The 20,283-nt window shown below is 65.7% G+C and carries 12 protein-coding genes; 4 read left to right on the forward strand and 8 right to left on the reverse strand.

Annotated features, from left to right (window positions below; all coding sequences use genetic code 11):
* Positions 1-345 precede the first annotated feature (345 nt).
* The 4 genes from MFF24_RS17960 to MFF24_RS17975 all read right to left on the reverse strand — a co-directional run bounded on the left by MFF24_RS17960 (position 346) and on the right by MFF24_RS17975 (position 4,471).
* Positions 346-609: a hypothetical protein gene (locus MFF24_RS17960; protein WP_162940401.1), complete on the reverse strand. Its 264-nt coding sequence runs from the start codon at positions 607-609 to the stop codon at positions 346-348.
* A 301-nt stretch (positions 610-910) separates the two neighbouring features.
* Positions 911-1,999 carry a glycosyltransferase gene (locus MFF24_RS17965; RefSeq protein ID WP_238226107.1) on the reverse strand — a complete coding sequence of 363 codons (1,089 nt, stop codon included), beginning with the start codon at positions 1,997-1,999 and terminating at the stop codon, positions 911-913.
* Positions 2,000-2,256: 257 nt separating this feature from the next.
* Positions 2,257-2,928, reverse strand: a complete 672-nt coding sequence (locus tag MFF24_RS17970; protein WP_238226109.1) for a hypothetical protein — start codon at positions 2,926-2,928, stop codon at positions 2,257-2,259.
* Between the two features lie 298 nt (positions 2,929-3,226).
* Positions 3,227-4,471, reverse strand: coding sequence for a Hint domain-containing protein (locus MFF24_RS17975; RefSeq protein ID WP_308445605.1), 1,245 nt, complete (start codon positions 4,469-4,471; stop codon positions 3,227-3,229).
* 871 nt (positions 4,472-5,342) lie between these two features.
* Between MFF24_RS17975 and MFF24_RS17980 the strand changes: the two genes are divergently transcribed.
* Entirely contained in the window at positions 5,343-6,080 is a 738-nt protein-coding gene (locus MFF24_RS17980; RefSeq protein ID WP_238226111.1) for a hypothetical protein, read from the forward strand.
* Between the two features lie 381 nt (positions 6,081-6,461).
* Here MFF24_RS17980 and MFF24_RS17985 read toward each other — a convergent pair whose 3' ends face one another.
* The 3 genes from MFF24_RS17985 to MFF24_RS17995 form a co-directional block, all read right to left on the reverse strand.
* A complete protein-coding gene (locus tag MFF24_RS17985; protein WP_238226113.1) occupies positions 6,462-7,217 on the reverse strand; it encodes a DUF4198 domain-containing protein in 756 nt (251 codons plus the stop codon).
* Positions 7,214-9,325 carry a TonB-dependent receptor gene (locus tag MFF24_RS17990; protein WP_238226116.1) on the reverse strand — a complete coding sequence of 704 codons (2,112 nt, stop codon included), beginning with the start codon at positions 9,323-9,325 and terminating at the stop codon, positions 7,214-7,216. Before MFF24_RS17990 ends, MFF24_RS17985 begins: the two co-directional genes overlap by 4 nt.
* A 215-nt stretch (positions 9,326-9,540) precedes the next feature.
* Positions 9,541-12,552: a PAS domain S-box protein gene (locus tag MFF24_RS17995; protein ID WP_238226118.1), complete on the reverse strand. Its 3,012-nt coding sequence runs from the start codon at positions 12,550-12,552 to the stop codon at positions 9,541-9,543.
* Positions 12,553-12,963: 411 nt separating this feature from the next.
* Between MFF24_RS17995 and MFF24_RS18000 the strand changes: the two genes are divergently transcribed.
* On the forward strand, positions 12,964-15,450 hold the full coding sequence (locus MFF24_RS18000) for a PAS domain-containing protein (RefSeq protein WP_238226120.1): 2,487 nt from the start codon (positions 12,964-12,966) through the stop codon (positions 15,448-15,450).
* Positions 15,451-15,521: 71 nt separating this feature from the next.
* Here the strand turns inward: MFF24_RS18000 and MFF24_RS18005 are convergent, their stop codons facing one another.
* Positions 15,522-16,151, reverse strand: coding sequence for a DUF1269 domain-containing protein (locus tag MFF24_RS18005; RefSeq protein ID WP_238226122.1), 630 nt, complete (start codon positions 16,149-16,151; stop codon positions 15,522-15,524).
* Positions 16,152-16,745: 594 nt separating this feature from the next.
* Here MFF24_RS18005 and MFF24_RS18010 point away from each other — a divergent pair.
* Together MFF24_RS18010 and MFF24_RS18015 are read left to right on the forward strand one after the other, a co-directional pair.
* Positions 16,746-18,713 carry an oleate hydratase gene (locus MFF24_RS18010; RefSeq protein ID WP_238226125.1) on the forward strand — a complete coding sequence of 656 codons (1,968 nt, stop codon included), beginning with the start codon at positions 16,746-16,748 and terminating at the stop codon, positions 18,711-18,713.
* Between the two features lie 373 nt (positions 18,714-19,086).
* Positions 19,087-20,154 (forward strand): DUF2778 domain-containing protein, encoded by a 1,068-nt coding sequence (locus MFF24_RS18015; protein WP_238226128.1) that lies wholly within the window; start codon positions 19,087-19,089, stop codon positions 20,152-20,154.
* The last annotated feature ends 129 nt before the right edge of the window (positions 20,155-20,283 follow it).

The following is a 20,283-nucleotide window of genomic DNA, read 5'->3' on the forward strand; positions in this document are numbered from 1 at the left end:
GGCCGTGAGATCAAGCTCGTCTACGAACAGGTCGACGACGCGCACCGGATTGTCTTCGGACACATAGTCGTCCAACCGGTTCGGCAACAGCGTCACTTGGTGGCGATCCGCGCCACAGATGAACCGCGCCATACACGCCTCCGCTGTCCCGCAGAGACTATCATAACCGCTACGTTTTCACACAGCCTCCACCCTTTTCTGACTTTCCGAGCATCCGCTCCCGGGTGTTCCCTTCGAATGTTCGGGCTGCGCCTCACGAAGCCGCCATTCGTGCAAGTTGCAATGACAGCGGCAATGATGATGCGGGTTTACGGGCCGTGGTGCCTGTATTGAGTAGGATCACGCCTATCGGCACTGCTCATCGAGCATCCTCGCGATGTCGAGCCCTCCGAACGACATGCCGGGCTTGAACGGCGGTCCAGGAGAGATACGGACACGACCGCTTTCGCTGAAGAGTTCGAGCGGTTGCTTCACACTCCACGATCCGTCCGTATTGTGCGTGAACCGTGAGCAGTCCAACTCTGTTTGGCCCGTCGGCTGCTGCGCATGGGCCGAACCCGTGACGAGCGCCAATGCGGAGAGGCTCAACAGAGCAGATCGCGACAGCATGAACGGCTCCTCAGCGCAGCGCGCTCTGCCGAGGTTAGGAGGTTCACCTCCTGAATGCCAGCCGAGATATCCTACCCTCGCCTGCGCCGTACATCCGCTTTCCACCCATCCGGACCTTCAGGGGCCGCAGCTTGAAGGTCCGCTTTGGGTCACGAGTTCGCCCCAGCTTGTTCAGCTTCGCGCCATGAGCCGACATTTGGTCGGCAAGCGCCGAGCCGCCCCTCCCGCCCCTACTCGGACGCTAGGAACGTCTGCTTGCTGGCAATGTGAACGGGTTGAGACATTCGATCGTTTCGCTCAGCTAGATGTCGCTTGCGGGGCTCGGGGGCAGCTTGCCGAGGGCGAAGCGCATGTTAGCTAGAAAGCGCGGACGCTCCGCCTCCGGCACCTCCCCACCCTCTAGGGCGCGCAGGCTCGCATCAAGGGATTCGCGGTAGCGCCCGCACCAATAGGCGTTGACCGCGAACTCGTCATAGAGCCCGTAGGCGTAGATCCATGTCTCGATGAACAGTCCGTCCGCCGGCGCCGGAAGGCCGAGCAACGGCTCGGCGAGGGAGCACCCTTGCGCATGCCGGGATAGGACGCGGCAGAGACGGCTGGCAGCGTGGGCGGCCTCGGCCCGCCCGGGCACGGCGGCGTTGGCTCGGGCATAGATCGCGAGGATAGAGTCAGGTGGGCGGCCCAGCCGCTCCATCATCCGCCCGGCTTGGAGCAGGCTGACGTAGACCTCCTCGCCCCAGAAGCCGAGTTCCGCTCGGCGCAGGTAGGCTTCAATTGCCTTGGTGAGTTGGCCGCAATCGCGGTAGCTCTGCGCGAGATAGAAGGTATAGCGCGAGACGAGGAAGGGGTCCGACTCGGTGGCGAGAGCGCGTTCGAGTACCTGCGCGTCCTGACCGTAGGTCTGCGGGTCACGGCGGCGAGCGCCATCGTGGTTGCGCACCATCGTCACCGGCAGCGTGCCGGCGGTGGTGGTCACGTCCCCGCAAGTTAAGAACTCATGCAGCACGCCCCGGTAGCGCCAAGGCAATGCCGAGCGGACGATCTGCGTACGCTGGTAGATAATTCCTTCATCGGCGATGTCGAGGAAGTAGGCGTCTGCTTCCAGATCCGGCAGGACGAAGCTGGGCGGCATGCGAAGCGTGTCGTCGGCGTCTATGATCAGCGTAAAGGTACCGTGTGCCCGAGCGAAGGCGAGTGCCTCACTGCGGTTGTGCGCGAAATCCTGCCAGGGACGCTGGTGGAGGGTGCCAGGCAAATCGCGCAATGCATCGCCGATGATCGCCTGCGTCCCGTCCGTTGAACCCGTGTCGACGATGATCCAATGATCGATAATCGGTCGGACTGAGGCAAGGCAGCGGCGGATGACGGGCGCCTCGTTCTTGACGATCATGCACAGGCAGACAGTCTGACCAGTCGGCGTCACAAGAGCTCACCTCACACGTGGAAGAAGGGGAGGTCGACAGAGCAGGGCGTCCTGGCGGCATCGTATGGCTGCAACCGGCGCCTGCCAAGGCAAGATATAATCGATGCAAGTTTTGCGCATCAAAAGATAATCTCCGCAAAACATCACTTTATGTCAAGAATAGTCAGATTCAACTCATCCTATTATCGGCGGAGCCTGCTATATACACTTTCAGAAGATCCTGTTCAGGAGCTGCGACATTGCGTGTCCAGGTGGTGGACGAGAGGTACGCGCAGATCGGCCTCTGCCCAGGGTGTGCGCATCCCCGGGGGTGGATCCGTCATCTTTGAATGTCGGTAACGCTCCGAGTCGAAGTACGGCGACGGATCGATGTCTCGTACGGCCCCGAAGCGCAGGTGGTGCGCAAACGGATCGCGATTCGGACCGATCTCGACACCGTAACGGTCGAGATAGAAAGCGAGATCGAAGTTTGGGTTTGGCGCGAAACGCTGACTGCGTCGATGAGTGAGGAAGTGGGCCAGCGCGCAGACTCGACGTGGCAGCCCGTAGGTTCGCGCGTACCAGTGCGGATCGAAGTAGCAGACTGGGCGGCAGCCAGACGCCTCACCGACCGTGAGGTAATGCACGAGCGGGTTCTGGTCGGCTCCCTTGAGGTAGCGGTCGCGGTACCAGAGTGGGTCGAAGTAGAGGTTGGGCCGTCGGCCCTCGCGCCAGCCGAAGCGGCAGAAATGCTCGATCGGCTCCGCCTCCTCGCGCATGACGTCGGGAGCTTCGTAGAGATAGAGCGTCTCGTCAAACAGCTCGGAGCTAGCGATCAGGCGACGCTCCCTGAGCAGCCGAAGCTCTGCGGACCAAAAACGGGCAGCCGCCCTCCATCGACGAAGCCGCTTGGCCATCGCATCTGTCTCAGCTGAGGCCGCACAGGCTCCGGCGCGGCAAGTGAATGGGCCTCGGGCGACTCAACGCCCTGCGGGGCGGGCAGGCCGAGCGCGGTTATTCGCCAAGCCTCGACCGATTGTCGGAAGCGGGTGGATCCGTACCGTCTAGAGCATCGTGCTGAATATCAGATCCAGCACGATGCTCTATCCTCTTGTTTATGCATCGTCTTTTTCCAAAAGGCGGTGGCCACCTTTCGGGACGATGCTCTATTTGTCAGAAAGTTCGGCGCTGAGGAGGCTCAGCGCCGAACAGTCGTCAGGCGATTGAGCGGCCGAGGCCGTGACGTGCCCGCCATCCAGTGTGCGACCGCTGCTCCATCTCCCGGACGTCAGCTTGCCGCTCAAGTTGCGCCCGCACCTTCTTCAGCTTAGCCCCAGCGATCACGTAGGGCGCACAGCCCCCCTCATGCGCCATCGCTGCAAAGGTCGGGTGCAGGATCAGCGGCGCCTCGCCATTCTCGAAGAATCCGCGGTTGTCCACGTCGAGGTAGCTCTCCGTCGGCAATCCTTCAGCAAGCAGGAGCGCATGCTGCTCCAGCTCGACGTGAAGATACTCGACCGAGGAGACCGCCACCCGCGTGATTGTGCGGTCATTTACGAGGCAGATCGCAGGGATGAGAACGCCGTCGCAGTAGAGGCCGTGGCCGGGCGAGACGATGAGATCCCGAACCGGCAGGCCCTGGCCGAAGGCGCGGGCGGCGATCCGCACGGGATGGGCAGTGGAAGGCTGCGGATGAGTCCGCAGGTCGAGGTGCCGACGGCCGATCCAGCGCACGATGGCAACGGCACCGTCGGCCAGACGGACACTATCGCCGGGCCGCAGATCCTCGATCGCCGTCTCGCCATCAGGCGTCGCGATGCGGGTGCCGGGAGTGAAGCAGATTACCGGGCCCGTGGCTCCGGTACCACCTGTGGCTCCGGTACCGCCCGTGGCTCCGGTACCGCCCGTGGCTCCGGTACCACCCGTGGCTCCGGTAGCACCCGTGGCTCCGGTAGCACCCGTGGCTCCGGTAGCACCCGTGGCTCCGGTACCACCCGTGGCTCCGGTACCGCCCGTGGCTCCGGTACCGCCCGTGGCTCCGGTACCGCCCGTGACTCTAGCGTTATAATCTCCGAGAGCACCATTGCTGTCGGCAGTAAACCGCGTCCTCGTCGTTCCGGCCGGGGGATTTGATCCATACAATTGCGTATTTGACAGAAGGTACCGGTAAGTTCCCCGATCTGTCTCGCCGGGGGGAATTGCATTACTTGTGAACAAAATCATGTCAGAGTTGTCATACTGCGTCGCGGTGAGCTGCACCGACGTCCCAGCAAATCCGGCCGGCGCATCCGCTCCATAAGTGAGATTCACCGTACTGCCCGGACCAGTAACTGTGCCGTTGATGCTCACAGAGTAGGTGGATGCAGCATCGACCTGGAAACTGGCAGACGCACCGCCGTCATCGGTGCCGAGAAATCCGGCAGCATATACAGTATTATTAAAATTTATCGGCAGAGCCATCGCGTTATCTCCCTGGATTGAACAATTTGAGCTTCCGCATTTGCAAAATGCAAGCTGCGCTAGTAATTGTAAGCTCAAATTAGCTCTTGTTAGTTATTTGCAGACGACCCTGAAGACGTGCTTCACCGTTCGCCTCTCCTAGAAGGATGCCGCGAACCTGAGCGGCCAGCAATCCCTCGAAACATATAGTTCGCCACAAAACTTATTATATTCTTGCATTGAACCGTGCCTGTGTTTCATTTGCAACATATTGCCGCACTATTTGCACAGGAATGACGAATAGGAAAAGTATTCGGGATATATAGGCAATTCATATTCCTAATTTGCCCGTCACCTGCCACCCGCAGTCTGGTGGCACCGGTCCAGCACGATATGCGCTACAAGGTCCATCAAAAATTTGACCAATGATTATCTATGTAGCTCTGAATGTTCCACAAATATCAGAAGGAACTCTATATTTAAAAGCTTGCAATTCAGGAATTATAAGTGATGTGTCCAGATCCTACATAGATCCTCGTGTCTGCTCTCCACTCCGTCCGGACCTTCGGCGAAAGCGGCTCGAATGTCCGCAAGGGGTCAAGAGCGGCGGCTCGGCGCTTGCCGACTCAATGTGGGCTTCTGGCGCATCAATGCGAAAGCGCAAATACTCCGCGTCTGTGCACAAGTCATTTTACGCGCCAGCGCACATGTTCTAGTTATGTTCTAAGCCTTGTCGTCGCCTATGAAGCAGGCGATCTCCCGAACCCGACGCCTGCCGAGTGTGTACACCGCGTCCCAGGATTTGCGGATACATCCCAAACGTCTGCGAAAGATCCTCTAGGCGACCGGCATCCTAACAAAGGAGCAGGCTGAGCTTCCAAACGGTAGTGCATTGTTCGACGCCGTCGCAGCATCCCCGACTCTCGCGGACGCCGCCGACGGCTTGTTCATGACGGAGGTCAAGGAGTACCTCGGCGCTGGCCGCGTCCAGACGAAGCTGCTCGTCGACGGCGGGTTCATCAAGCCCATGTTCCCAAAGCGGCCGGAACTCGATCACCTGTTCAGGCGCCGCGACCTCGACACGTTCCTGACCAGGCTGTTCGCCGATGCCGTGCCCGTCGCGGAGCCCGACGAGGACATGGTCGACATTCAGAGAGCGGTGAAAAAAGTCTGCTGCAGCACCGCCGAGATCCTCGATCTCGTCCTCGGGCGCAAGCTGGCCTGGGTCGGTCGACGGAGAGACGCTCACGGTTTCTCGGCTCTGCTCGTTCGGGTGTCCGAGGTTCGTGATCGGACGCGAGGCTCCATGGACGGTTGTACGACAGCCCGAGCGGTTGAGAAGGTGATGCGCACGAACTCCGCGGTCGTCCGCAAGCTGATCGATCTAGGCTTTCTCCAGACGACAACGATCGTCAGTCCTTTGAACCGATGCCCCGTGAACGTGATCAGGGAAGCCGACCTCGAGGCATTCCGTGCGGAGCACGTCACCCTGTTCGAAGCGATGGCAACAACGGGGATTCACTTCCGGCAGATCCAGAAGCGACTGACCGCACTCGGCATCGAGCCACAGATCCGGCGCGAGGAGGTAGGGGCCGCCTTCTATCGAAGATCGGACTTGGCGCGTATCTAAAGAGATCGCCTGAACGAGGTCACAAGCCCCCGCCGAGAAATCCGCGGGGGCTTTTTCGTCGTGTCGATTGTAATTCATGTGGGCCTTCGGCGATCCAATGGCCGGCCTGCCGAGCATCTTATTGTGCTGGAATGAGCATCTTTCGTTATTTCTCCAGATCGATCGCAGAAATAATTTCTATAGATCAATGACTTGGAGGCTACATAGATTCCATGTTTTGCCTCAAGCCATAGGAGATCGTCGCTGTCGGCGACATCTCCGAGACCGAGCGCGGCCTTACCGTGACAATCGAAGGGGCGCATCGGGAAACCGATGCGCCCCTCCTTTCATGGACCTGTGAGGCAGTCGATCGTGGTCGATACCCCGCGACTGAGCCCTCGCTCAGTTGGTCTTCGGGTCGGTCACGGTGAAGGCGAGGGTCGCGCCGTAGCTGTCCGAATCGGCGAGCGCCGGGGTCTGCGAAGGGGTGACGCGGTGGCTGACGCCGAGCACCTGCGGGCCGGCGCGGCGCAGCGCGACGACCGCGACGCCCTCGGCATCCGTCGTGGCGCGAGCCTGATCCGCATCGCTCTTGAAATTCACGCCGTCGGTGGCGACCACGCTGGCCCCGTTGAGCGGACGGCCCTCGAACAGCACCCGCACCCGGATCTTGCCCGAGGCCGAAGTCGGCGCCTCCAGCGGAACGATCTCCAGCGGTTGGCCGACGATCTTGTCCCAAGGTGCCGCCGGGCCGGAGACCGCCTTGGCGAACTTGACCGACCACAGGCTCTTGTCGGCCTGCGGCAGCATCCGCTTGCTGGCATTGCGGTAGCTGCCGTCGGGCAGGCGCACCCAGTAGCCGTTGTCGTAGGCGGCCGCGAACAGCGCGTCGCCCTGATGCGCGGCCCTGAGCGCCGGCGCCGGGCCGGATTCCAGCTTGGCCTTCAGCACCACGGCGTCGGACGGCTCGTAGGCGGTCAGGCTCATCAGCTTGCCCGCGCTCGGCAGTTCCGGCTCGTGGGGATGCCCGTAGAGGATCTGCACGCCGCTGCCGGTCGGGTCGAGCCAGATGTCGTGGGCGGAGGCCGGTGCGCCGAGGGCGAGGAGGCCGGCGAAAGGGGCGGCCAAGCAGGCGGCCGAAAGGGCTTTGCGTCTCATCGTGCTGGTACTCCCGTTGGAAAGCCGTAGGTGATGCCGGCCAGCAGCGTCAGGCGCGGCTGCGGGCTGGTGAAGATGTCGGCTGCCGTCGCGGAGACCGACGAGCCGAAATTGAAGATGCTTTCGCTGGTGCGGTCGCCAGGATACCAGGTCGCTTGACCGTATGTGGTCCAGCCGCTCGCGTGAAGGTAGGCGAGCCGGCCGCTCACCCGCGGATAGGGCGAGGAGCGCAAGCCCCCGTCCTCGGTCAGCGGTTTGGCGCCGGTATACGTGAGGTACGCCGCGCCGGTCAGGCGGCCGGGGCCGAGCGAGGCCGGCGCGCCGACGTCGAACTCGGCGCCCACGGTGGCGAGGAAGGCCGGCACGTTGGGGACGAAGATCGACGGCGCCCCGTTGAGCAGTCGGGCGGAGACGCCCGAGTAGTTGGCGAAGACGGCGACCCGGTCGAGGCCCTCGCGGTAGGCGAGGATTTTCGCCTCGATCTCGAAGCCGTCGCGACGGGACTTGCCGAGGTTCTGCACGGGAAGGCCGGGGGCCGGCTGGAACGCCTCGTTGGCGATGTCGGTGAAGAACACGGTGCTGAGCAGGCTGACGCGGTCGAACACGAGTCGGCCGCCGCCCTCCGTGCTCTCGATGGTGAGCGGGGTGAGGCGCGGATTGCCCGTCAACTCGCTCGACGCGGACGGGCTGCGGAAGCCCTGGCCGTAATTGGCGAACAGCTCCAGCCAGTCGAAGGGCGTGAGCGCCGCCCCGCCCTTGGGGGAGACGACGTTGGGGCTGACCCTGGGCGAGAGGGCGGAGTCGAGGTTATTGCGCACGTCGTAGAAGAACTGGTCGAAGCGGGCGCCGCCGGTCAGCTTCAACCAGGGCGTCGGCTTGACCTGCACCTGCGCATAGGCCGCGAGGTTGTGCTGGAGGATGCCGAGATCGAGGCTGCGCGCGGTGAAGCCGCGCGCGACCGAGGGGCCGGTGTTCACGTCGAGCGCGTCCGTGCGCCAGTCGCCGCCAACGAGGATTTGGGCAGGCACGGCATCGAACAGGCTGGTCGTCCAGACCTTGCGCAGGCGCCCGCCGACGGTCTCGCGCTCCTCGACCTGTCCGCGCTGGCCGGCTCCGAAATCAGAGAAACGGCTGAACACGTCGTGGCTGGCGTAGAGGAGTGCCGACAGCGCGTCGTCGGGCCCGCCGTTGACGTAGTTGGCCACGAAGGTCTGCAGGGTCTTGCCGCCGCCATCGGTGGGGTTGGCCGCCGCGCGCGGCGAGACGAGGCCGGCCCGCACGCGGTCGCGCTCCAGATAGCCCGGCTGCCCGAAGCCCGTGCCGTACATCTGCACCCGCAGCGACAGGCTGGAGCCGAGATCAAGGGGAATCGTGACCTTGTTGAAGGCGTTGTAGCGCCCGAGATCACCGTTCTCGCGATAGCCGCCCGTGCCGTAGCCCTCGTAGGCGAGGAAAGGCTGGATGCCGGGGCTGAGCTGGCTGAAGGTGGCGAGGCCGCGCGCCATGCCGAAGGAGCCGCCCGATACGCCCAGCGTCGAGAACGGCTCGGCCCGCTTGGTGTCGATGAAGATCGCACCGCCGAGATTGGCATCGCCCGCCTCGACCGAGAACGGCCCGCGCACGATGCTGATGGAGGCGATGGTCTCGGGAATCAGCGAGTTGAGATCGATGTAGTTCGGGGTGTGGATCGAGGAGACCTCGTTGATCGGCACGCCATCGATGAAGACGGCCACGTCGCGGCCGTGCTCGGCATCGCTGAAGCCGCGCAAAGCGATGCCGTAGCCGACGCCGCCCTGGCCGTAATTCGAGACATCGAAACCGGCCACCGGACGGAAGAGGTCGCCGTAGCTCTGCACCGGCAGGCGAGCGATCTCTGTAGCATCGATCACCGTGGTGTTGCCCGGCAGGGCCGAGACCGAGGGGGACAGGGCGGCCTTCAGGCTCGGGGGCGGGCCGGAGATCGTCGTCACCGGACTCGTCGGTGCGGATTGCGCCGTGACTTGCAATTCCTCCAGCTCCACCGCGGCCGGATCGAGCGCGTGACCGGGGAGCGTGGTGCAGCCGAGGGCGCCGACCGATGCGAGCAGGCGCGTCAGGAGCGGCGACATCGTGCAACCCGGGGCTCAGGTCATCCGAGCCGTACTAGATCGCAAATAGTCGGTATGCACAAGTCAGAAGTTTTTCATACACCCGCTTGGGCAAAGCGAGGGTCGACCTAACAATTGCTGGTCGAGAACCAACGACGAGGACGCCAATCCATCCCGATGAAGACCGCCGCGATGATCGGTCCGCTTCACGAAACGGACGGAGCCGGCTCATCGCCTTAGGCCGCAGCCTCGTTGCGCGGCTCCTGCATCGATGCGAGCGGCGCCTCCAGGCGGCAGATGAGGCCGGCCGGCGCGTAGGTGAGCTTGACCTCGCCGCCGACCTCAGCGGCGAAGCTGCGCTCGATCAGGCGCGAGCCGAAGCCGCGGCGCGAGGGCTGGGTCAGGATCGGCGGCCCGCCCTGCTCGGACCATGTCAGGCAGAAGCGGGGTGTCTCGCCCTCGTGCACCACGTGCCACCGCAGATCGACACATCCCGCCTCGTTCGAGAGGGCGCCGTACTTGGCGGCGTTGGTGGCCAGCTCGTGCAGGGCGAGCGCCAGCGAGAGCGCCGCCCTGGCTCCGAGGAGCACACCCGGCCCGCTTGCACGGATGCGCGCCGTGGCCGCGCCGCGGTGGACCGCCAGGGCCCCTTCTACGACCTCGAGGATCGGCGCCTCGGTCCAGCTCGACCGGGTCAGGATGTCGTGGGCGCGGCCAAGCGAGATCAGGCGCGCGGCGAAGGCCTCTCGGGCGGCCTCCGGGTCCGAGGCGTTGCGGAAGGTCTGGCTGGCGATCGCCTGGACCAGGGCGAGCGTGTTCTTGACCCGGTGCTGCAGTTCGCCGGTGAGCAAGCGCTGGTGCTCCTCGGCCCGCTTCCGCTCGCTGATGTCGAACATCGCCCCGATCATCCGCACCGCCGTGCCGTGGCCATCGCGGATGACGTAGCCCCGGTCGAGGATATCGGCGTAGCTGCCGTCCGCGCGCAGGAAGCGATACTCGTCGCTCCAGGCGGTGCCGGTCCCATCGATGACGGCGTGGATGGAGGTGTCGATTCGCGCCCGGTCGTCGGGATGGATGTGGGCGATCCACCAATCGCCGGTCGGATCGACTGCCTCCGGCGGATAGCCATGGGCGACCGTCAGCGCCTCGTTCCAGAGGACGTGGTTCGTGGCGAGGTTCCAGTCCCAGATCGCATCGTTGGTGGCACGCGCCGCGAGACGGTAGCGCTCCTCGGTCTCGCGCAGAACCTGCTCGGCGCGCCGGCTCTGCGTGACGTCGCGCGCGGTGCCGATGAAGCGCACGGCGCGGCCGTCGGCGGAGAAGGCCTGACCCTTGGCGGCGACCCAGCGCTCGACGCCGTCCTCCAATCCAATGGTCCGGTACACGATGTCGTAGCGGCCGCTGCCGGCCGGATCGAGGGCGGCCTGAACGGCCGCATCGACCCAATCCCTGTCATCCGGATGCAGCCCCGCCAGGAAGACCGCGTAGCTGACGGGCGCCTCCGGCCGCAGGCCGAACAGGGCGCGGGTCCGTGCATCCCATTCGAGCGTGTCGGTGACGAGGTCGTAGTCGAAGATGCCGGTCCCGGTGGCCTCGACGGCGAGGTAGAGTTGCTCCTGCGCCTTGCGCAGATCCTCCTCGGCCTGGCGGCGGTCGTGGATCTCGCTGTTGCTGCCGAGCCAGCCCACCACCGGGCCGCCCGCGTCCCGCAACGGCTCGGCCCGGATTAGGAACCAGCGATAGGTCCCGTCGTGGCGGCGCAGGCGCGCCTCGGTGTCGTAGACGATCTCACGGCTACGCGCCGTGTCCCAGGCCCGAAGCAGACCTTCGAGGTCGTCCGGGTGGATCGCCTCGCCCCAGCCGAGCGGCAGCGCCTGTTCCGGCGTCTGGCCGGTATAGGCGTACCAGCGGTCGTTCAGGTAACTGAGGCTGCCGTCCGGATTGCCGAACCAGATGATTGCCGGAGCCAGTTCGGTGAGCGCCTCGAAGCGCTCCTCGGCGGTCTTGCGCTCGTGGATGTCGAGGGTGGTGCCGATCCAGCTCCTCAGATGGCCCGCCTCGTCGCGCACCGGCCGCGCCCGCGACAGGAACCAGCGATACTGCCCGTCGGCCCGACGGAGTGGGAACTCGACCTCGTAAGGGCCCTTGCTCCGCGCCGCCGAGAGCCACGCCTCGCGAACGCGCTCGCGGTGATCGGGGTGGATCACCCCCATCCAGCTCGCCTCGCCGGTCTCGCCGGGAGGCAGCCCCGTGTAATCGTACCAGTAGGCGTTGCAGTAGGTGATGTTGCCGGCGTCGTCGCCGAACCACACCACCTGCGGGCTGACCTCGACCAGGGAGCGGTAGCGCATCTCGCTGTCCCGCAGCGCGGCTTCCGAGGCGCGCGGCCCGGTGCGGTCGCGCAGGATCTTGAGGTAGCCGATGAGGGCGCCGCCCTCGGCGGTCAGCGGCATCATCTCGCCCGAGGCCCAGAAGCGGGTTCCGTCCCGGCGGATGTGCCAGCGCTCGTTCGGCGCGCTGCCGTTCTCCCTCGCCAGGCGCATCTCGACCTCGGGCCGGCCCTCCGCGCGATCCTCCGGCGTGAAGAACGCGTCGATCGCCTGCCCCAGCATCTCGGCCTCGGTCCAGCCGAGGATGCGCTCGGCGCCCGTGTTCCAGCGGGTGACGCGGCCGCCGGAATCGGTCGCCACGATCGCGTAGTCGGTGGCGCTGTCGAGAATGCGCTCGTGCAGCAGGCGCTGCTCCGCCTGCTCCCGGAGCGCGCGGCGCAGTTCCATCTGCGCCATGGCCTGGCGGGCGAGCCGCATCAGGCCGCGGCGCTGCCGCTCCGAGAGTTCGCGCGGCCGGGTGTCGAGGACGCAGACGGTGCCGATCGGCTGCCCCTCGGCAGTCTTCAGAAGGGCGCCGGCGTAGAAGCGCAGGCCGGGCTCGCCGCTGACGAGCGGATTGCCGGCAAAGCGCGGATCGTGCGTCGCGTCCGGCACGTAGAGGAAGTCGTTGTGCAGGATGGCCTGCTGGCAGAAGGAGGTCTCGAGCGGCGTCTCGCGCACGCCGAGGCCGACCTCCGCCTTGAAGAACTGCCGCCCGTCGCCGACGAGGTTGACCACCGCGATCGGGGCCTCGCACAGTTCAGCGGCGGCCTCCGCGATTTCGTCGAAATCCTGCTCGCGCGGCGTGTCGAGCAACCGGTAACGGTCCAGGGCGCGAAGGCGTGCGGCCTCTCGCTCGCTCGTCGGGGCGGGGTTCATCGTTCAGACAGGCTTGGGGGCACCGGATTGTTCCACCATGCGAGGCCGGCTCAGGCGAAAGTGAGGCCGATCGAACGGCGATAGCGGCGCGTCAACGGACGGACGGCGTCGAGGGCGCCCGCCCTGCCGTCACACTTTCTTGCTGCCAACTCTCTTGCTGCATTGAGCGGCAACCGGTGGCCGACCACCCCGGTTACAATCGACGAGGTACTGAAACGGCGCAGGCCGAAAGGCTCGCCCGCAATGAATCGACAGGTTATCCCACCGCCATGCTTGGCCTTCCCTCTCGAAACCTGCCGCACCCGACGGGCGCGGTTCGACCGACCCTGACCGGGCGGAGGGCCATCACCGGGCACGACGCCGTGGATGGGTTGGCCCGTGGTGGTGTTCAGGCCGCAGGCGTGCCGCGTCATGGCTGATGCCTTCGCGTTCCTGCCGCCCGGAGGAGAGACCGGCGCCGAGATCCGCGCCCGCGACTGGTCGGCGACCTCGATCGGGCCGCCGGAGCGCTGGCCGCACTCGCTGCGCAGCACGCTGTCGCTGATGTTGTCCTGCCCCACGGCGATGTTCCTCGCCTGGGGACCAGACCTGCTCTGCTTCTACAACGATGCCTACCGGCCGATCCTCGGCTACCGGCTCCCGACGGCTCTGGGGCAGCCCTTCCGCCAGGTCTGGGCCAGCATCTGGGACGAGATCGGGCCGCTGGTGGACGCGACGCTCGCGGGTGAGAGCCAGACCCTCACCGACGTCATGCTGGACCTCTCCCGCGAGGGAAGGCCCGAGCAGGGCTGGTGGTCCTTCACCTACTCGCCCGCCTACGACGAGGCCGGCGCCGTCGCCGGCTTGTTCTGCGTCACGGCCGAGACGACGGCCCGCGTCCTCGGCGAGCGGCGCCTGCGCGAGAGCGAGGACCATTACCGGCACACGGTCGAGCTCAATCCGCAGGTGCCCTGGACCTGCGACCCGCACGGCAACATCATCTCCTACTCGAACCGGTGGCTCGAACTGACCGGGCAGGCGCCGGGCGAGCCGGAGGGCGCCGGCTGGGCCAAGGCGCTTCATCCCGATGACGTTCCCTGGACCATGACCGTGTTCGCGAACTGCCTCGCCTCGGGCGAGCCGGTCGATGTGGACTACCGCATCCGCATCGCCCGCACCGGTGCGTACCGCTGGATGCGGGCGCGGGCCCGGCCGCGGCGCAACGAGGGCGGTGCGATCATCCGCTGGTACGGCGTCGTCGAGGACATCCACGATCGCAAGCTCGCCGAAGAGCGCCTGCAGGACATGAACGCGACGCTGGAGCGGCGCGTGACGGACGCGCTCGCCCAGCGCAAGCTCTGGGCCGACGTGTTCGAGACCACCGACGCTCTCGTCGCCGCGCTCGACGACGATTACCGCGTGCTCGCGGTGAACCGCGCCTATGCCGACGAGTTCGAGAGCCTCTACGGCGTCCGGCCCGGCGTCGGCGACAACCTCCTCGCCCTGCTGGCCGACCATCCCGACCATTGCGCCGCGGTGAAGGCGGTCTGGTCCCGTGCCCTTTCCGGCGAGGAGTTCACCCTCGTCGAGGCGTTCGGCGACCCGGAACGCAAGCGGCCCTCCTACGAGCTACGGTTCACGGCGCTGCGGGACGCGCAGGGACGCCGGATCGGCGCGTTCCAGTATGCCCAGGACGTCACCGAACGGTTACGCGGCCAGGAGCAGCTGGCCCGAGCCGAGGAAGCGCTGCGCCATGCCCAGAAGATGGAGGCGGTTGGGCAGCTCACCGGCGGCGTGGCGCACGACTTCAACAACCTCCTGACCATCATCCGCTCATCGGTCGAGTTCCTGCGCCGGCCGAACCTGCCCGAGGACCGGCGCAGCCGCTACCTGGAGGCGGTCTCGGACACCGTCGATCGCGCCGCCAAGCTGACGAGCCAGCTCCTGTCATTTGCCCGGCGGCAGCCTCTCAAGCCCGAGGTGTTCGACCTCGGCGGGCGGCTTCGCGGCGTGGCCGACATGCTGAACGCGGTGACCGGCGCCCGCATCCGCATCGTCGCGCAGGTGCCCGACATGCCCTGCCACGTGCGGGTCGACCCGAGCCAGTTCGAGACCGCGCTGGTCAATCTCGCGGTCAACGCCCGCGACGCGATGGCCGGCGAGGGCACGCTGACGCTGGAGCTCGCCTGCGGGACGGCGCTGCCCTCGATCCGCGGCCATGCCGGTGCAGCCGGGCCCTTCGCCGCGCTCTCGGTCCGCGACGATGGCACCGGCATCGCCCCGGAGCATCTGACGCGCATCTTCGAGCCCTTCTACACCACCAAGGCGGTGGGCAAGGGGACCGGACTCGGTCTCTCCCAAGTCATCGGCTTCGCCAAGCAATCGGGCGGCGACATTGACGTGGCGAGCGAACCGGGACACGGCACCACCTTCACGCTCTACCTTCCCGAGGTCGATGCGCCCGCGCCGGAGGCGCAGCAGGGGGATGACGCGGCCGAGCCTGTGACCGAGGAGCGGGCGCTCTGCGTGCTCGTGGTCGAGGACAACCTCGATGTCGGACGCTTCTGCACCCAGCTCCTGGAGGATCTCGGCCACTCGATCGTCTGGGCACACGACGCCGAGACGGCGCTTACCGAATTCGAGCGGGTGCCGTTCCGGTTCGACGCCGTCTTCTCGGACGTGGTGATGCCGGGCATGGGCGGGGTCGAACTCGCGCGGCGGCTGAAGGCCGGCCACCCGAACCTGCCGATCATCCTGACCACGGGCTACAGCGACGTGCTGGCCCAGGACGACACGCACGGCTTCGATCTCGTCCGCAAACCCTACTCGACCGAGCAGGTCGCGCGCGCCCTGCGCAATGTCCTGAACCGGCGTTCCCGGTCAGTGGGCGCCCCCAACCACCGACCGGTCTCGGCCTGAAGCGGGGCGCGAGGCGACCGCCGCCGCCCCGCTGGTCCGTCCGCACCCGCTCGACCGGCAGCCTGCCGGGATCAGGCCCCCGTCGGACCGGTGGCCCCGCCGGGCGGCTGCGGGCTGCTGCCGATATCCGGGGCCGCCGTGCCGTCCGCAGCGGAAGACGCGGCTGGCTCTGCGCTTCCGGGCATCGACACCTCCGGTCCCGACAAAGCCGCCTGGAGCCGGCTTTCCTGCTCTGGCGAGAGCGAGGAGCGGATCACGCACCCCCGGAACTGCTTCATCTCCGCGAGGACCTTCTCCGGCTGCGCCTTGCGCACGAGGATGAACAGGGCCGAGGTGTTCGGCTGAACGGCCTCGGCGACGGAGCGGATGAAATCGTCGTTGATGCCGTAATCGGCGAGCTTGCCCGATAGGGCCCCTGCTCCCGCCCCGAGCGCCGCCCCCGTGGCGAGGCCGAGCAGCGGGTTCAGGAAGAGGAGGCCGACCAGCGAGCCCCACATCGCGCCCCAGATGCCGCCGGAGGCCGCTCCCGCCCCGATCAGATCGACGCTCTGCTTGAGCCGCAGCTTGCCGTCCGGGCTCCGCACGGCGACGACCGCATCCTCCAGATCAATCAGATACTCGGTCTGCAGGCGTGCCAACTCGTTCAGGGCGCTGTCCGCTTGTTGCGGATCCTCGAATCCAATCACCACAAGCTCGGCCATTCATTCCTCCTCGATGAAGACGGTGCGACGGGTGTCGTGGGCCGTGGCACGGTCAGGGTGGCGAACCGAACCCGCCGGTTCTCGCCAAGCGCGGGAGAATGGCGGGCACGCTGTTACGGGCGCACGGAGGCAAGCCTCCGGGCGCCCGCCGAAACTTGAGCGCGGCGGGCACGCCGTGGGATCTGATCGTCTTCCGGCGTCGCGCACCGTCGGGAGACAGGTCACCGAAGTGATGACAGCACATGGTCACTCTTCCATGCCGCAACCGGCAAAACGCCTCGATCACTCCAACGGATCTTCAGACAACAGCCTACTCTGAAGCAAGCTTTTGCTTTAATAATCGATAAATTAGTTCTTCGCCAAAACTTGAGAGCCGATTCCCAACCCTACCTCACAAATCGGCAGCATCAATTGATCTGCCTCATTGGAAGACGCAGCCCACGGGCCGAGATGAGGCTCCGGCCGGGAGCCGAGGTTTCACCCGTGCGTCGAGCAGGCATTCGTCCGAAAGCCATGCCTGCGACGGCGAACCGATGACCGCCTGATCCGCTGCGCCGGAACAACGACACCGTCCGCTTTCCTCGGAGACGCGCAATGGCTGGGGCCCATCCAGGCGAAGAAGGCCGCGATTTTACCGTCGAGGCGGATGCATCGGCAGCCTATTGGCACCATCGGCCCGACAACACGCTTCCGCCCCCGGACATGATGGGCGCCTACATGCGCAACCGCCCCGTGCCGGGTCAGCGGGTGGAGGGGCGCAAGGCCTGGATCATCGGCAGCGGCATCGCCGGCCTCGCCGCCGCCTTCTACATGATCCGCGACGGCGGCATGAAGGGCGAGGACATCACCATCCTCGACGCCTTGAGCGTCGAGGGCGGCTCCCTCGACGGCGCCGGCAATCCGCAGGACGGCTACATCATCCGCGGCGGTCGCGAGATGAACTGGAATTACGACAACCTCTGGGACATGTTCCAAGATATTCAGGCGCTGGAACTGCCCGAGGGCTACAGCGTCCTCGACGAGTACCGGCTCGTCAACGACCGTGACCCCAATTACTCCAAGGCGCGGCTCATGCACCAGCAGGGGCAGGTCCGCGACTTCTCGAGGTTTGGCCTCACGAAATCCCAGCAATGGGAGCTGATCCGGCTGCTACTCAAGCGCAAGGAAGATCTCGACGACATCACGATCGAGCAATATTTCAGCCCCGGATTCCTCGAGACCAATTTCTGGTTTCTCTGGCGCTCCATGTTCGCGTTCGAGAATTGGCAGAGCCTCCTCGAAATGAAGCTCTACATGCACCGCTTCCTCGACGCGATCGACGGACTGACGGACATGTCGGCGCTCGTCTTCCCGAAATACAATCAGTACGACAGCTTCGTCCGCCCGCTGGTGAACCACCTTCAGGCCCGCGGGGTGAAGGTGCGGTTCGGCGCGCGGGCCACCGATCTCGCGATGCGCGTCGAGGGCGAGACGCGGACGGTCACGGGCATCCACATCCGGGCGGACGGCAAGGATGAGGTCATCCCGGTCGCGGCCGGGGACGTGGTCTTCGCCCTGACGGGCTCAATGACCGAGGGCACGGCCTGCGGTGACATGGACCATGCGCCGATCCTCGAACGCGGCCGGCACGATCCGGGCGAGGACAGCGATTGGACGCTGTGGAAGAACTTGGCCGAGACGTCGCCGATCTTCGGTAAACCCGTAAAATTCTACGGCGATACCGAGAAATCGATGTGGGAATCGGTGACGCTGACCTGCGAACCGTCGCCCCTCGTCGAGCGCTTGAAGGAGCTGGCGGTCAACGATCCCTATTCGGGCAAGACCGTGACGGGCGGGATCATCACCTTCACGGACTCGAACTGGGTCCTGAGCGTCACCTGCAACCGTCAGCCGCATTTCCCTGAACAGCCCAAGGATGTGCTGGTCCTCTGGGCCTACGCGTTGCTGATGGACAAGGACGGGAATCATGTCCGCAAGCCGATGCCGGCCTGTACCGGCCGGGAGATCCTGAACGAACTCTGCTTCCATCTCGGGATTGCCGATCAGAGCGAGGCGGTTGCGGCCAAGACGAAAGTGCGCCTCGCGCTCATGCCGTACATCACGGCGATGTTCATGCCCCGCGCCGCGGGCGACCGGCCGCATGTGGTGCCGAAGGGCTGCACGAATCTGGGCCTGATGGGCCAGTTCGTCGAAACCGCGAACGACATCATCTTTACGATGGACAGCTCGATCCGAACCGCTCGCATAGCTGTCTATACGCTGCTCGACCTGAAGAAGCAGGTGCCGGATATCAGCCCGGTCCAGTACGACATCCGCAACCTCCTCAAGGCCGCGCGCGCACTCAACAACAACGAACCCTTTCCCGGCGAACGCCTGCTGCATCGCTTGCTCGGGCGAACCTACTACGCGCATATCCTGCCGCCCCTGCCGGACCTCGAAGGGCCGCCCCGCGGATCGGCTCAGCTCGAAATGAAGCATCTGCTCAGCATGCGGCGTCAGGCCCTGAACGCCATCAGCACATCCTTCGAGCAGATCCGAGGGCACGTCCGACCTCCCAGATGATTGAGGCCGCCCATGATACAGGCCAAAATATTTATATCGTCATTTCACCAATAATCACAAAATATTTCATATCGATACGTCTATTTCTATGATTTGGAGAGCCACGAATTCAGTCAGAAGCAAAGTGCCAGATCCGGCCGGCCTCTGGGCGATGCGCAACCAGCGCGCGATCCCATCACAGTCCAGGGCTCGCCCGGCCCAAAGTCCGCTCCGGTTTTACCCCTGCCCGACCACGATCTCGCCCCAGAATCGCCGAGTGCCGCCGCACATTTGGTTAACGACAGATTGACCGGCGGCGAGGGCCTTGCGCCCGTGCCGACAGGTCGGTTCGGGGGCGAAGGCCGCTCCAGGACGGGATTTCGGGCGGCGCAGCATGGCACATCCTCTCTTCTCATGGGCGCTGCCCACGGCAGCCTATCTGAGCGCGGCGCTGATCCTCGCCTCCTCCGCCCCGTTCGTATCGCTCGGTCTGCCGCCCCGACAGGCTGTCGTGGTGCCGCCTGCGGCGGAACCGGTGCCGGAGGCTCTTGCGGAAGCGGCGGTCGAAATTGTTGCCCAGGCGCCGGTCGAGGAACCGCTTCAGGTGCCGACCGCGACGCAGGCATCCGCGCCGGAAGCCGCAGAGTCACAGGACGTCGCACTCGCCGAATGGGCGCCGCAAACCCTGTCCGCACCTATCGACGCCCGCTTCGGGATGGCGGCGCTGTTCTGGCTTCCGGACCCTCCGCAGGAGGCGGCCGTCGCCCAGCTCGTGCCCCTCCCCGTGCGGCGCCCGCCCGAGCTGACGAGTCTCGGTGCGGCGGCGGCCCTGCGCCGGGCGGAGCGGCTCGCCGCGCGCCGGTCCACCGTGGCGGTCGCGCCGGCCGAGGTGGAGGACACCCGCACCTTCTTCGAGCGGCTGCTCGGCGTCGAGCGACCCGCCGCCCCTGCGCCGGCCCTCGCCTACGCCGCCCTGGAGAACGGCGCGGCCGAGTCGGCTGCCCGCCGTCCGCTCACGGCACCGGCCCCGGTCACGCCGCCGACTGGCGACGGCGGCATCGCGGTCTACGACATCAGCGCCCAGAGCGTGGTGCTGCCGAACGGCGAGCAGCTGGAGGCCCACTCCGGCCTCGGCGAGAGCATGGACGACCCGCGCTTCGTCCACCTCAAGATGCGTGGGCCGACGCCGCCGGGCACCTACGACCTGACCGAGCGCGAGGCGCCGTTCCATGGCGTGCGGGCGCTCCGTCTCACGCCGGTCGGCGGCAGCGAGGCGATCTACGGCCGCGTCGGCCTGCTGACCCACACCTACCTGCTCGGACCCAACGGCGCCTCGAACGGCTGCATCTCGTTCAAGGATTACGACAAGTTCCTGCAGGCTTACCTGCGCGGCGAGATCCGTCGCGTCGTCGTCGTTGCGGGCCGCGGCCGTGACCCGAACGCGGTGGTTGCCTCACGCTGAAAGGGCACCGTATCGCCTCTTCTTTCTTTGGGAGAAAAATACATTCTCATTACGCTCGATTCTGGCCCGATCTTCGCATAGAGTCCGGCGGGTGATCGGAAACCGTCCCGCGGTTTCGGCACCTCAAGG

This window comes from Methylorubrum aminovorans, assembly GCF_022179725.1.
GTDB classification, from domain to species: domain Bacteria; phylum Pseudomonadota; class Alphaproteobacteria; order Rhizobiales; family Beijerinckiaceae; genus Methylobacterium; species Methylobacterium aminovorans.

Coding starts and splice junctions, on each gene's coding strand:
- MFF24_RS17960 (WP_162940401.1), bottom strand. CDS start 609: ATGCTGTCGCGATCTGCTCTGTTGAGCCTCTCCGCATTGGCGCTCGTC.
- MFF24_RS17965 (WP_238226107.1), bottom strand. CDS start 1,999: ATGATCGTCAAGAACGAGGCGCCCGTCATCCGCCGCTGCCTTGCCTCA.
- MFF24_RS17970 (WP_238226109.1), bottom strand. CDS start 2,928: ATGGCCAAGCGGCTTCGTCGATGGAGGGCGGCTGCCCGTTTTTGGTCC.
- MFF24_RS17975 (WP_308445605.1), bottom strand. CDS start 4,471: ATGGCTCTGCCGATAAATTTTAATAATACTGTATATGCTGCCGGATTT.
- MFF24_RS17985 (WP_238226113.1), bottom strand. CDS start 7,217: ATGAGACGCAAAGCCCTTTCGGCCGCCTGCTTGGCCGCCCCTTTCGCC.
- MFF24_RS17990 (WP_238226116.1), bottom strand. CDS start 9,325: ATGTCGCCGCTCCTGACGCGCCTGCTCGCATCGGTCGGCGCCCTCGGC.
- MFF24_RS17995 (WP_238226118.1), bottom strand. CDS start 12,552: ATGAACCCCGCCCCGACGAGCGAGCGAGAGGCCGCACGCCTTCGCGCC.
- MFF24_RS18000 (WP_238226120.1), top strand. CDS start 12,964: ATGGCTGATGCCTTCGCGTTCCTGCCGCCCGGAGGAGAGACCGGCGCC.
- MFF24_RS18005 (WP_238226122.1), bottom strand. CDS start 16,151: ATGGCCGAGCTTGTGGTGATTGGATTCGAGGATCCGCAACAAGCGGAC.
- MFF24_RS18010 (WP_238226125.1), top strand. CDS start 16,746: ATGGCTGGGGCCCATCCAGGCGAAGAAGGCCGCGATTTTACCGTCGAG.
- MFF24_RS18015 (WP_238226128.1), top strand. CDS start 19,087: ATGGCACATCCTCTCTTCTCATGGGCGCTGCCCACGGCAGCCTATCTG.